The following is a 12,943-nucleotide window of genomic DNA, read 5'->3' as shown; positions in this document are numbered from 1 at the left end:
CCCATCCGTGTGGGATGGGCCACCTTTCTGAGATCTTACCCCCTGGGTGGGATTTTTTTTGCGCTGGTGACCACGTATAATTCGGGGCTTTTCCCGGGAACCGAGGTTGATGTGAATGCTGTTGTTGCTGCACTGTCTGAATTACAACAAAAATTAACCGACGGCCTCCCGGAAACACCAGGCACCCGTATTTTTACGGTCCCGCTGGCGCTCAGCGATGCCAGTGATGCCCTCGGATGGCTGGCGGCGCAACCGGTATGGCCGCAATTTTACTGGCAGCAACGTGACGGTGAGCAAGAGTTGGCGGCCCTCGGGGCGGTGCAGCACTTTACCGATCTGCCGCAGGGCAGGGCGTGGCTGGCCGGGCAGCCAGACAGCGGCCATCTGCTGGTTTGCGGGCTGAACCAGTTTGACCCGGCGAGCGGGGCGCTTTTCCTGCCGCGCCTGCTGTGGCAGCGCCAGCGCGGCCACGCCACGCTGACGTTACTGCTGCACAGTGACCACTCCCTGGCGGATGATGCGCTCCGGGCACGGGCCATGCTGGCCGGTTTACAGCCCGCTCAGCCACTACCGCTCCGGCAACTGACCCTGCTGCGGGAGCAGCAAACCCCCTCAGAACCTCACTGGCACCAGTTAATTCACCAGGCGCTGGCCTGTTTCGCCCGGGGGACGCTGGATAAAGTCGTGCTGGCCCGGGCGTCCGATCTCTGGTTTAGCGAGGCGGTCCCGGCGGCAAACGTGCTGGCGGCCAGTCGCCGGGTGAATATGAACTGCTACCATTTCTATATGGCCTTTGAGGCCGGGCGGGCCTTTATTGGCTCTTCGCCAGAGCGTTTGTGGCGCCGGCGGGGTAACCAGTTACGCACCGAGGCGCTGGCCGGAACCGTGGCTAACAGCCCGGATGACGCTCAGGCTGCCCGGCAGGGGGCGTGGCTGATGCACGATGATAAAAACCAGCGTGAAAATATGCTGGTGGTTGAGGACATCTGCCTGCGCCTGAAAGAGATTGCCAATACCCTTGATGTCTTGCCCGCTCAGGTGATGCAGCTGCGCAAAGTACAGCATTTGCGCCGCTGTATCTGGACCACGCTCCACCAGCCGGACGATGCCCTGTGCCTGCAACAACTGCAGCCCACTGCCGCGGTTGCCGGGTTGCCGCGCGAGGATGCCCGGGCGTTTATTGCCCACTGTGAACCTTTTGAACGCCAGTGGTATGCCGGTTCCGCCGGTTATCTTACCCGGCAGCAGGCAGAGTTTTGCGTGTCGCTGCGCAGCGCGCTGGTGGAGGACAACCGGGTACGGCTCTATGCCGGTGCCGGGATTGTGCCCGGTTCGGACCCGGCAGAAGAGTGGCGGGAAATAAACAATAAAGCGGCGGGATTGCGCAGTTTGCTGACGGAGAAAAGCGAATGAAAACAGCTATCCCGACCCATATCAATGTCTCTTTTTATCTGGCGATTATACTGTGCCCGTATCTTTGAACCCCGGACAATATTATGTCAACCAGCTCTTTTAACCGCCGCTGGGCGGCGGTGATCCTTGAAGCCCTGACACGCCACGGCGTGCGCCATGTTTGTATTGCACCGGGTTCCCGTTCAACCCCGTTAACGCTGGCGGCGGTACAGCACGGCGGTTTTGTGTGCCATACCCATTTTGATGAACGCGGCCTGGGCCATTTAGCCCTCGGGATTGCCAAAGCCAGCGGTGAACGGGTGGCGGTGATCGTGACCTCCGGCACTGCGGTTGCCAACCTGTACCCCGCCCTGATTGAGGCGGGGCTCACCGGTGAGAAACTGATCATGCTGACGGCGGATCGCCCGCCAGAGCTGATTGACTGCGGCGCCAACCAGGCGATTCGCCAGCAGGGGATCTTTGGTTCCCATCCGGCTGGTGCGCTGAACCTGCCGCGTCCCACCCGGGATATTTCCGCTCACTGGCTGGTGTCGGTGATTGATGAATTACTTAACGGCCAGGAAAACGGCGCGGTCCAGATTAACTGCCCGTTTGCCGAGCCGCTGTACGGTGAAATGGATGACAGCGATCTCCCCTGGCAAAACAGCCTCGGGAGCTGGCTGACCAGTGAAAAACCCTGGCTGGCCCCGGGCCGGGCGAGGGTTAGTGTCCTGCAGCGGGACTGGTTTTTCTGGCGCCAGAAGAAAGGCGTTATTGTGGCGGGCCGGATGAGCGCCGCCGAAGGCAAACAGCTCGCCGCCTGGGCCGCCATACTCGGCTGGCCGCTGATCAGCGATGTGCTGTCCCAGACCGGCCAGCCGCTGCCTTGCGCCGATTTGTGGCTGGCTAACCCGGACGCGGTACGGGAACTGGATCAGGCACAACTGGTTATCCAGTTTGGCAGCAGCCTGACCGGTAAGCGGTTGTTACAGTGGCAGGCCGCCTGCACCCCGGATGAATACTGGATTATTTCCCCGCTGGAAGGCCGGCTGGATCCTGCCCAACATCGTGGCCGCCGCCTGGTGGCGGATATTGGTGAGTGGCTGGAACAGCACCCGGCAGAAAAACACGGGTGCTGGGCGCCACATCTGCGGGAACTGTCCCGCCAGGCCCTCGACTATGCGCGGCAGGCCACCGGTGAATTTGGGGAGGCCCAGCTCGCCCAGCGGATGGCGGCACTACTGCCGGAACAGGGGCAGCTGTTTGTCGGTAATAGCCTGGTGGTGCGGCTGGTGGATGCGCTCTGCCAGTTACCTGCCGGGTATCCGGTATACAGCAACCGCGGCGCCAGCGGCATTGATGGCTTGATCTCGACCGCCGCCGGTGTGCAGCGGGCGTGCCCGCGGCCAACCCTCGCGGTGGTGGGGGACCTTTCTGCCCTGTACGATATCAACAGCCTGGCGCTGTTGCGCCACACCCCGGCCCCGTTGGTGCTGATTGTGGTCAATAACAACGGCGGGCAGATTTTCTCCATGCTGCCCACCCCGGTCGAAGAGCGGGAGCGTTATTACTGTATGCCGCAGAATGTGGAATTTGCCCCGGCTGCCGGAATGTTTGGCCTGGGGTACTTCTGCCCGGACAACTGGGAGAGCCTGGTACAGCACGTGGCTGATGCCTGGCAGCGCCCCCAGGCCACCCTGATTGAGCTACGGGTGGATGAACATACCGGCGCCCAAACCCTGCAACAGCTGCTGGCGCAGGTGAGCCAGCTATGATCCTCCAGGGCACATTGCACCCCGGCAACCGGCCCGGGTTTCCGTGGCTGGTCTGGCTGCACGGCTTCCTCGGTAGCGGGGCGGAGTGGGCCCCTGTGGCCAGTGCCCTGGCCGACTGGCCGCAACTGCGGCTCGACCTGCCCGGCCACGGCAAGTCTGCCGGGCTGCGGGTGGCGGACTTCCCGGCGATGGCCGCCGCGCTCCAGGCCACGCTGGACCATTACCAGATAACCGACTACTGGCTGGTGGGCTACTCGCTGGGGGGGCGGATTGCCATGTACCACGCGTGTTATGGGCATCCCGACGGGATGCGCGGCCTGATTGTCGAAGGGGGTAACCCCGGGCTGGCAGATCCCCTGGCGCGGCGCGGCAGGCTGGCGTACGACCAGCACTGGGCGGAGCGACTGCGCCAGCAGCCGCTGGCGGATGTGCTCAACGCCTGGTATCGGCAGCCGGTGTTTGCCTCGCTGAGCGACGCTCAGCGCCAGCAACTGGTTGAGATCCGTCTGGACAATGACCCCGCAGCGCTGGCCAGCATGCTGATGGCGACCTCTCTCGGCCAGCAGCCGGATCTCACTCCGCGCCTGCAACAACTCAGGCTACCGTTTTATTATCTGTGCGGTGAGTATGACGCGAAATTCCGCGCCATTGCCGGGGAACTCCCCGCCACCACACTGACCATTAGCGCCGCTGGGCATAATGCGCACCGGGACAATCCCGCCGCTTTTGCCCACGACCTGCACACCCTACTGTGTCAACCTAACTCAAGGACTCACCATGCTTTATCCTGATGAACAACTGCTTTATGCGCCGGTGGAATGGCACGACTGCTCTAAGGGCTACAGCGATATTCGCTACCAGAAATCCAGTGACGGGATTGCCAAAATCACCATTAATCGCCCGGAGGTACGTAACGCGTTCCGTCCGTTAACCGTCAAAGAGATGATCGATGCGCTGGCCGACGCCCGCTATGACGACGGTATTGGCGTGATTATTCTTACCGGGGAAGGGGACAAAGCGTTCTGCTCCGGCGGCGACCAGAAAGTGCGTGGTGACTACGGCGGTTATCAGGATGACTCCGGCGTGCACCACCTCAACGTACTGGACTTCCAGCGCCAGATCCGCACCTGCCCGAAACCGGTGGTGGCGATGGTGGCCGGGTACTCCATCGGCGGTGGCCACGTACTGCATATGATGTGCGATCTGACCATTGCTGCCGAGAACGCCATTTTTGGCCAGACCGGGCCGAAGGTGGGTTCCTTTGACGGCGGCTGGGGCGCGGCGTATATGGCGCGGATTGTCGGCCAGAAGAAAGCCCGCGAAATCTGGTTCCTGTGCCGTCAGTATGATGCGCAACAGGCGCTGGATATGGGGCTGGTCAATACCGTGGTACCCCTGGCGGACCTCGAAAAAGAGACCGTGCGCTGGTGCCGGGAAATGCTGCAAAACAGCCCAATGGCGCTGCGCTGCCTGAAAGCGGCCCTGAATGCCGACTGTGACGGCCAGGCCGGGTTGCAGGAACTGGCGGGTAACGCCACCATGCTGTTCTACATGACCGACGAAGGCCAGGAAGGACGTAATGCGTTTAACCAGAAACGCCAGCCGGACTTCAGCAAATTTAAACGGAACCCGTAATGCGTAGCGCACAGATCTGGCGCTACAACTTGCCCATGGACGCGGGGGTTATCCTGCGGGAGCGGCGCCTGAAAGTCCGCGAGGGGCTGGTCCTGTGCCTGACCGAGCATGGCCGCCAGGGGTGGGGGGAAATCGCCCCGCTGCCGGGCTTCAGCGCGGAAACTGTCGACGATGCCCAGGTGGCCCTGGTGGGCTGGGCCAGACAGTGGCAGGCCGGGGAGGTGCTAACCGGCGCTGCTCAGGCGCTGCCCAGTGTGGCATTTGGCACCAGCTGTGCGCTGGCGGAATTATCGGGCCAGTTGCCCGGGGCGGCGGACTACCGTGCGGCCCCGCTGTGCACGGGCGATCCCGATGAACTTTTTGCCCTGTTGCAGCAGATGCCCGGGGAGAAGATCGCCAAAATCAAGGTCGGCCTCTGGGAGGCGGTACGCGACGGAATGGTGGCGAACCTGCTGCTGGAGGCGTTGCCGGATCTTAACCTGCGGCTGGACGCCAACCGCAGCTGGACCCCGCTGAAAGCCGCGCAGTTTGCCAAATACGTCAACCCGCAATACCGGGCGCGTGTTGCGTTTATTGAAGAGCCCTGTAAAACCCGGGCCGAATCGCTGGATTTCAGCCAGCAAACCGGGATTGCCATTGCCTGGGACGAAAGTGTCCGTGAAGCGGACTTTGTATTTGAGGCCCAGCCCGGGGTCAGTGCGCTGGTTATTAAGCCAACCCTGACCGGCAGCCTGGAGAAGGTGCAGGCCCAGGTGGCAGCGGCCCACAGGCTGGGGCTGCAGGCAGTGATCAGCTCGTCTATTGAGTCCAGCCTGGGGCTGACCCAACTGGCCCGCATTGCCGCATGGCTGACCCCCGGCACCTTGCCGGGGCTGGATACCCTGTCCCTGATGCAGGCGCAGCTTATCCGTCGCTGGCCGGGTAGCCCATTACCCTGCCAGGATACTGAACAACTGGATAGCATATTATGAGTTTTACTGACTGGCCCTGGCGGGTATGGCGGCAACAGCGTGGCGATGCGATCGCGCTACGTCTGGCGGCGGAGACACTGACCTGGCGGCAGTTATGCCAGCAGGTGGATGCCCTGGCCGCGGGCTTTTTTGCCCAGGGGGTGGAGAGCGGCACCGGGGTGGCACTGCGCGGCAAAAACAGCCCGCAGATGCTGCTGTGCTGGCTGGCGTTACTCCAGTGCGGCGCCCGTATTTTACCCCTTAACCCGCAGCTCCCGGACAGCATGCTGACCCGGCTGTTACCGGGGCTGTCGCTCTCTTTTGGCCTGGCACTGGCGGAAACTCCCGCGGTACCGGGGCTGGCGCCGCTGATCCCCCAACCGCGCGACGGCCAGCACCAGGCTGACTGGGACGCGACGCGGCTGGTCTCCATGACCCTGACCTCTGGCTCTACCGGGTTACCCAAAGCGGCAGTACACAGTGCGGCGGCGCACCTCGCCAGTGCTGCGGGGGTCATCCGCTTGATGGGGTTTACCGCTGACGATAGCTGGCTGCTCTCGCTGCCGCTGTTTCATGTGTCGGGGCAGGGGATTTTGTGGCGCTGGCTACAGGCGGGCGCCACACTGGTGGTGCGCCCGATGCACCCGCTGGAAGGGGCGTTACAGGGCTGTACCCACGCCTCACTGGTGCCGACCCAGCTCTGGCGGCTGCTGGAGAACAACCCGCAGTCCCTTGATCTGAAAGCGGTATTGCTGGGCGGGGCGGCGATCCCGGTGGCGCTGACCGATCAGGCAGAATCCGGCGGGATCTGCTGCTTTTGTGGTTACGGGCTAACGGAGTTTGCCTCCACGGTGTGCGCCAAACCCGCGGACGGTAAGCCGGATGTCGGCACGGCGCTGGCGGGCCGGGAAGTCCGTATTGTGGATGGCGAAGTCTGGCTGCGGGCGGCGAGCATGGCGGCGGGTTACTGGCGCGACGGCAAACTGGCGCCGCTGACCAACGCGGAGGGCTGGTTTGCCACCCGGGATCGCGGCCGCCTTGACCAGGGGATCCTGACCATTATTGGCCGGCTGGATAATCTGTTTTTCAGTGCCGGAGAGGGGATCCAGCCGGAAGACGTTGAGCGGGTTATCATCGGCCACCCGGCGGTGCATCAGGTGTTTGTGGTGCCGATTGCCGATCGGGAATTTGGCCAGCGGCCCGTGGCGGTGGTGGAATGCGACCCGGACTTTGCCCCAGGGCAACTGGCGGACTGGCTGGCAGGGAAACTGGCGCGTTTCCAGTTGCCGGTACACTGGCTGCGGCTGCCTGAAGGGCTAAAAACCGGTGGGATTAAAATCTCCCGCCGGGCACTGCAAACCTGGGTTGCACAGCAGCTTGCCGGGTAACCGGTATCTGTTGGCGTCCGCTACCGCCCGGTAGCGGCGCGAGTTACTGACTTTTCTGCTGGCCGGGGGCGGTAGTGCCCCTGGCTTCCCGCGCCAGAACCTGTAGCAGCATATCCAGCAGCCCCGGAAAACAGGCGTCGAGATCTTCCCGGCGCAGGGAAATCATATTCTCCCGCCCCTGGGGGCGTTGCCAAATCACGCCGCTGTCGCGCAGGACGCGCCAGTGGTGGGTCATGGTGGATTTGGTGACATCCTGGCGCAGGGCGCTGCAATTGCGCTCGGTGCCGTCTGCCAGGGTTTTGACTATCTCCAGCCGCAGAGGATTACCAAGGGCAAAAAGGACATTTTCCAGGCGGATTTGTTCTCGTTCGGGGTGATTGGCGATCATAATATTCCTGTGTCGACGGCGAAGGCTGACTCAGCCAACCGCCGGTTAATATACCCAATCCACGGGTCGAAGGCTATGCAGGCGGGCTATCTGCCTGGTCGATATCAATGATAGCGAAAATAGTTTGAATGTACTCGTACATTTGGACTATTATCACCACCGTTAGATAACCTGCGGCCCGGCACCCGATTGTCGGGTGTTAGTGGGGCCGCTCACAACCCGTCAACAGACTAAGGACGCATTATGCCCCGACCCATCCCCCTCGACCGTTATCGCAACATCGGTATTTCCGCGCATATCGACGCCGGTAAAACAACCACAACCGAACGTATCCTGTTTTATACCGGCATGAGCCATAAACTGGGTGAAGTTCACGATGGCGCGGCAACAACTGACTGGATGGCGCAGGAGCAGGAACGCGGGATAACCATTACCTCTGCGGCAGTCAGCTGCTTCTGGGCCGGTATGGACCGCAGTTTTGAGCCCCACCGGATCAACATTATTGATACCCCGGGGCACGTGGATTTTACCATTGAAGTCGAACGCTCCATGCGGGTGCTGGACGGCGCGGTCATGGTCTATGACTCGGTAGGCGGCGTGCAGCCGCAGTCGGAAACGGTCTGGCGCCAGGCCAATAAATACCGGGTGCCGCGGCTGGCCTTCGTCAACAAAATGGATCGCCCCGGAGCGGACTTCTTCCGGGTGGTACAAATGATGGTTGACCGGCTGAAAGCCAACCCGGTGCCGATTGTTATCCCAATTGGGGCGGAAGATCACTTTACCGGGGTGGTGGATCTTATCAAGATGCGCGCCATCATTTGGGATGATGCCACCCAGGGGATGACCTTCCGTTATGAACCGGTGCCGGATGGGCTGCTGGATACTGCCCGCCAGTGGCGGGCGAAAATGGTCGCCGCTGCCGCAGAAGCGAACGATACGCTGATGGAGCGCTATCTGGACACCGATGACCTTGACCACGCAGACATCATCGCCGGGTTGCGCCAGCGCACTATCGCCGGCGAGATCCAGCCGATGCTGTGCGGCAGTGCGTTTAAAAATAAAGGCGTGCAGCGCATGCTGGATGCGGTTATCGAGCTGATGCCGTCGCCGCTGGATATTCCGGCTATCCAGGGGGTGGATGAAAAAGGCCAGCCTGCACAGCGCCACCCCAGCGACGATGAGCCGTTCTCTGCCCTGGCATTTAAACTGATGACCGACCCCTATGTGGGCCAGCTGACGTTTATCCGGGTCTATTCCGGGGTGCTGAAAAAAGGCGACGCGGTGTATAACCCGGTGAAGGGCAAGAAGGAGCGGATCGGGCGAATAGTGCTGATGCACGCGAATGACCGCCATGAGGTGGACGAGCTGCGTGCCGGGGATATTGCCGCCTGTGTCGGGCTGAAAGATGTCTCTACCGGGGATACCCTGAGCGATCCCGCGGCGGTTATCACCCTTGAGCGGATGGCGTTTCCGGAGCCGGTGATTTCCCTGGCAATTGAACCGAAAACCAAAGCGGATCAGGAAAAAATGGGCATTGCCCTGCAGCGGCTGGCGTCTGAAGACCCGTCGTTCCGCCTGCAAACGGATGAAGAGTCCGGCCAGACGATTATCTCCGGGATGGGGGAGCTGCATCTGGAGATTATTGTTGACCGGATGAAGCGCGAGTTTGGCGTGGAGGCCAACATTGGTCGCCCCCAGGTGACCTACCGGGAAACCCTGCGCCGGACCGTCAGCGACGTCGAAGGCAAGTTTGTGCGCCAGTCCGGCGGTAAAGGCCAGTACGGCCACGTGGTGCTGACCCTGGCGCCGCTGGCGCCGGGCAGTGGTTTTATCTTTGAAGATGCCACAAAAGGCGGGGTGGTGCCCCGGGAGTATATCCCGTCGGTTGAAAAGGGCATCCGCGAGGCGCTGAACAGCGGCGTGCTGGCCGGTTATCCGGTGGTGGATGTTAAAGCGATCCTGACATTTGGTTCCTACCACGATGTGGACTCGTCGGAAATGGCGTTCCGCATGGCGGCGATTTTGGGTTTTAAAGAGGGTGCTAAACGGGCGGACCCGGCGATTCTTGAGCCGGTGATGCATGTCGAAGTGGAAACCCCGGAAGAGTATGCCGGTAACATTATGGGGGATCTCTCTTCCCGCCGCGGTATGGTACAGGGTATGGAGGCGCGTTTCGGCAGCCAGATTATTCGTGCGGATGTGCCGTTAGCGGAGATGTTTGGCTATTCCACCACGCTGAGATCTATGTCCCAGGGTCGGGCGACCTACAGCATGGAGTTCCACCACTATGCCCAGGCGCCGAATAACGTGGCGGAAGGGATCATTGCCAGCCGCAGCAAAGGCTGATGTCGCGACGGGTCACCGCCGCGCGCGTGATGCGGTGAGTAAAAAGTAAGGCCGCCGCCGGGGCTCCGGGGCGGCCTTTTTTCTGCTCAATAACTCAGGCGCCGCCGGTGCGTAATGCGGCCAGGGCCCGGGCGACACCGTCACCGTAGTCCGGGTGTACCTGGCGGAACAGATCTATCTGCCGCTGGCTGATGTGTGCCGGGATGGTGGCCATATCCCCGGCAATACGCTGGAACATGCGCTGGTGCTCTTCGGGGCTCAGCAGTTCAAACAGCGCCCGGGGCTGGCTAAAGTAGTCGCCGTCTTCCCGGTGGTTCCAGTGGTCCGCGGCCCCGTCGAGAGACAGGGGCGGCTCGCTGAAGTCCGGCTGCTCCTGGAACAGGCCAAAGCTGTTGGGCTCATAGGTCACGGTATTACTGCTGTTGCCGTCCACCCGCATCGCGCCGTCACGGTGGTAGTTATGGAACGGGCAGCGGGGGGTATTTACCGGGATTTGGTGGTGGTTCACCCCCAGCCGGTAGCGATGGGCATCGCCGTAGGAGAATAACCGCCCCTGCAGCATTTTATCCGGCGAGAAGCCGATACCCGGTACCACATTGCCGGGATTCATGGCCACTTGTTCGACTTCGGCAAAGTAGTTATCGGGATTACGGTTGAGCTCCAGCACGCCGACCTCATGGAGCGGGTAATCCCCGTGGGGCCAGATCTTGGTTAGGTCAAAGGGATTGTAGGGCAGGCCACCGGCCTCCGCTTCGGGCATCACCTGTACGAACAAGGTCCAGCGCGGATAATCCCCCTGTTCAATGGTGGTGAACAGATCGCGCTGGGCGCTTTCGCGATCGCTGGCCACCAGGCGGGCCGCTTCGTCATCCATCATATTCTGGATACCCTGCTGGCTTTTAAAGTGGAACTTAACCCAGAAGCGCTGGTTTTGCGCATTGATAAAACTGAAGGCGTGGCTACCGAACCCGTGCATATGGCGGTAGCTGCGCGGCATACCGCGATCGCTGAAGTCAATCGTCAACTGGTGCAGGGTTTCCGGCATCAGGGAAAAGAAGTCCCATTTCCAGGTGGGATTACGCAGGTTACTGCGCGGATCGCGTTTTACAACGTGGTTAAGATCGGGGAATTTCAGCGGATCGCGCAGGTAGAAAATTGGCGTGTTATTGCCCACCAGATCCCAGTTGCCTTCTTCGGTATAAAACTTGATTGAAAACCCGCGAATATCCCGTTCGGCATCGGCGGCGCCCCGTTCCCCGGCCACGGTGGAGAAGCGTAAGAAAAGCGGGGTTTGCTTACCCGGCTGGGCAAACAGCGCGGCCCGGGTCCAGTGGCTGATGTCCTGGGTCACCGTGAAGGTGCCATAGGCCCCGGAGCCTTTGGCGTGCATTCGGCGCTCAGGGATCACTTCCCGGTCAAAGTGGGCCAGTTTTTCCAGGAACCAGACATCCTGCAATAACATCGGGCCGCGGGGGCCGGCAGTGACGACGTTATTATTATCGGTAACCGGGGCACCGGCGGCGGTGGTTAATCCTTTTTTACTCATCATTTACTCCATCTCGTTTAAGGGTATGACGTACTGTTCAACGCGTTACCAGCGGTAAATAACGCGGCGAAATAACCCGGCAAACGTGAAAAACCCCCGGCGATAACCTGATACAACACCAGGGAGCCAGCGGAAAAATAACGCGTTTTGTCGCAAAGACGCGTGGCGTTACATCATCGCAATGGAGATGCAACGTAATGATAATTATGATTTATTTTAGTTATCATAAGCGCTTGCCCGGCGGATGTAATCCCGATGGCCTACTTTTCGATGATTTATGAGTTGGTTGGGGTATAGTTTTGGCACTGTGACCACGGAGTACAATAATGTTAAAAGTGGAGATGCTTTCTACCGGGGATGAAGTGTTATCAGGGCAGATTGTCGATACCAATGCCGCCTGGCTGGCGGACTATTTTTTTCATCAGGGGCTACCCCTGTGCCGCCGCAATACGGTTGGCGATAATTTTGCCGATCTGGTGGCGGTGCTTGAAGAGCGCAGCCATCAGGCGGATATTCTGATTGTTAATGGCGGCCTGGGGCCCACCGGGGATGATTTAAGTGCCGCCGCCGCAGCCCAGGCCGCCGGAGTGGCGCTGGAGGCCCACCCGGAATGGCTGGCGAAAATTGAACACTATTTCGCCCAGCGCGGCCGCCCGATGGCCCCCAGTAACCGTAAACAGGCGCTGATCCCGGCAGGTAGCGAGATGATCGATAACCCGGTGGGGACCGCCTGTGGTTTTGCGCTGCGGCTTAACCGCTGCTGGCTGTTTTTCACCCCCGGGGTACCGTCGGAATTCAAACAGATGGTGACCCGGCAAATTATGCCGCGTATCCGCGCTGCCTGTACCCTGCCACAGCCGCCGGTCTGCCTGCGGCTGACCACTTTTGGCCAGTCGGAAAGTGACCTCGCGCAACTGCTCGATCCACTGCCGCTCCCCGAAGGGGTGGTGATGGGCTACCGCTCTTCCATGCCGATTATTGAACTCAAGCTCACCGGGCCCGCGGCATTACGCCATGAGATGGACGCCCTGTGGCCCCGGGTACGGGAAGCCGCTGGCGACAGCCTGATATTTGAGGGCACCGCCGGGCTACCGGCCCGGGTAGCCGGGTTAATGGCTCAGCAGGAGGTGACGCTGTCGGTGGCGGAGCAGTTCACTGGCGGCCTGTTATCCCTGCAACTTAACCGCGCCGGGGTGGCGCTGAACAGTGGTGCTATCCTGGGGGGTGAACCTGAGACGCTGGCGCAGACACTGGCGCGGGCGCAGGCGTTGTCCCGGCAACAGCACGCCCCGGCCCTGGTGGTCAGCAGCCAGCAGCAGGGGGCGGTCAATATCGCCCTCGCCGGTGATACCGCGTGCGGGGCGATGCGCGTAGTGCTGGATAACCCCCGCCATAGCCCGGCGCTGCGCCAGGAGATTGCGGCCATGCTGGCATTGAATATGCTGCGCCGCTGGCTGGAGGGCCAACCGCTCACCGCCCAGACGGGCTGGGTGGCCCCGGTCGCGGTACTGGACGCGTAATCA

At 61.3% G+C, this 12,943-nt stretch carries 10 protein-coding genes; 8 read left to right on the top strand and 2 right to left on the bottom strand.

From position 1 onward, the window contains the following. Positions 1–111: 111 nt before the first annotated feature. The 6 genes from menF to menE all read left to right on the top strand — a co-directional run bounded on the left by menF (position 112) and on the right by menE (position 7,140). Positions 112–1,413, top strand: coding sequence for an isochorismate synthase MenF (gene menF / locus F9C28_RS05400; protein ID WP_199014214.1), 1,302 nt, complete (start codon positions 112–114; stop codon positions 1,411–1,413). 83 nt (positions 1,414–1,496) lie between these two features. Beyond that, on the top strand, positions 1,497–3,167 hold the full coding sequence (gene menD / locus F9C28_RS05395) for a 2-succinyl-5-enolpyruvyl-6-hydroxy-3-cyclohexene-1-carboxylic-acid synthase (RefSeq protein WP_199014213.1): 1,671 nt from the start codon (positions 1,497–1,499) through the stop codon (positions 3,165–3,167). Next, entirely contained in the window at positions 3,164–3,958 is a 795-nt protein-coding gene (gene menH, locus F9C28_RS05390) for a 2-succinyl-6-hydroxy-2,4-cyclohexadiene-1-carboxylate synthase (protein WP_199014212.1), read from the top strand. The genes menD and menH overlap by 4 nt, the downstream gene beginning before the upstream one ends. Further along, complete coding sequence (menB, locus tag F9C28_RS05385) at positions 3,945–4,802, top strand: 1,4-dihydroxy-2-naphthoyl-CoA synthase (RefSeq protein WP_199014211.1); 858 nt, start codon at positions 3,945–3,947, stop codon at positions 4,800–4,802. Before menH ends, menB begins: the two co-directional genes overlap by 14 nt. Beyond that, positions 4,802–5,773: an o-succinylbenzoate synthase gene (menC, locus tag F9C28_RS05380; RefSeq protein WP_199014210.1), complete on the top strand. Its 972-nt coding sequence runs from the start codon at positions 4,802–4,804 to the stop codon at positions 5,771–5,773. Before menB ends, menC begins: the two co-directional genes overlap by 1 nt. Continuing rightward, positions 5,770–7,140: an o-succinylbenzoate--CoA ligase gene (gene menE / locus F9C28_RS05375; RefSeq protein ID WP_199014209.1), complete on the top strand. Its 1,371-nt coding sequence runs from the start codon at positions 5,770–5,772 to the stop codon at positions 7,138–7,140. The genes menC and menE overlap by 4 nt, the downstream gene beginning before the upstream one ends. A 43-nt stretch (positions 7,141–7,183) precedes the next feature. Here menE and F9C28_RS05370 read toward each other — a convergent pair whose 3' ends face one another. After that, positions 7,184–7,528, bottom strand: coding sequence for an ArsR/SmtB family transcription factor (locus F9C28_RS05370; protein ID WP_199014208.1), 345 nt, complete (start codon positions 7,526–7,528; stop codon positions 7,184–7,186). A 243-nt stretch (positions 7,529–7,771) separates the two neighbouring features. Between F9C28_RS05370 and fusA the strand changes: the two genes are divergently transcribed. Beyond that, complete coding sequence (gene fusA / locus F9C28_RS05365) at positions 7,772–9,874, top strand: elongation factor G (RefSeq protein WP_199014207.1); 2,103 nt, start codon at positions 7,772–7,774, stop codon at positions 9,872–9,874. A 94-nt stretch (positions 9,875–9,968) separates the two neighbouring features. On the opposite strand, the gene F9C28_RS05360 is transcribed toward fusA, so the two are convergent. Next, positions 9,969–11,423, bottom strand: a complete 1,455-nt coding sequence (locus F9C28_RS05360; protein ID WP_199014206.1) for a catalase — start codon at positions 11,421–11,423, stop codon at positions 9,969–9,971. A 323-nt stretch (positions 11,424–11,746) separates the two neighbouring features. Here F9C28_RS05360 and F9C28_RS05355 point away from each other — a divergent pair, with 323 nt between their 5' ends. Continuing rightward, a complete protein-coding gene (locus F9C28_RS05355) occupies positions 11,747–12,940 on the top strand; it encodes a nicotinamide mononucleotide deamidase-related protein YfaY (RefSeq protein ID WP_199014205.1) in 1,194 nt (397 codons plus the stop codon). Positions 12,941–12,943: the final 3 nt, after the last annotated feature.

The sequence above is a fragment of the Shimwellia pseudoproteus genome, assembly GCF_016415625.1.
GTDB lineage: Bacteria > Pseudomonadota > Gammaproteobacteria > Enterobacterales > Enterobacteriaceae > Shimwellia > Shimwellia pseudoproteus.
This window is presented reverse-complemented; position numbering and strand designations above follow the sequence as displayed.

What these genes read in the sequence shown, in the direction of transcription:
- menD (WP_199014213.1), top strand. Translation starts at nt 1,497, where the DNA reads ATGTCAACCAGCTCTTTTAACCGCCGCTGGGCGGCGGTGATCCTTGAA.
- menH (WP_199014212.1), top strand. Translation starts at nt 3,164, where the DNA reads ATGATCCTCCAGGGCACATTGCACCCCGGCAACCGGCCCGGGTTTCCG.
- menB (WP_199014211.1), top strand. Translation starts at nt 3,945, where the DNA reads ATGCTTTATCCTGATGAACAACTGCTTTATGCGCCGGTGGAATGGCAC.
- menC (WP_199014210.1), top strand. Translation starts at nt 4,802, where the DNA reads ATGCGTAGCGCACAGATCTGGCGCTACAACTTGCCCATGGACGCGGGG.
- menE (WP_199014209.1), top strand. Translation starts at nt 5,770, where the DNA reads ATGAGTTTTACTGACTGGCCCTGGCGGGTATGGCGGCAACAGCGTGGC.
- F9C28_RS05370 (WP_199014208.1), bottom strand. Translation starts at nt 7,528, where the DNA reads ATGATCGCCAATCACCCCGAACGAGAACAAATCCGCCTGGAAAATGTC.
- fusA (WP_199014207.1), top strand. Translation starts at nt 7,772, where the DNA reads ATGCCCCGACCCATCCCCCTCGACCGTTATCGCAACATCGGTATTTCC.
- F9C28_RS05360 (WP_199014206.1), bottom strand. Translation starts at nt 11,423, where the DNA reads ATGATGAGTAAAAAAGGATTAACCACCGCCGCCGGTGCCCCGGTTACC.
- F9C28_RS05355 (WP_199014205.1), top strand. Translation starts at nt 11,747, where the DNA reads ATGTTAAAAGTGGAGATGCTTTCTACCGGGGATGAAGTGTTATCAGGG.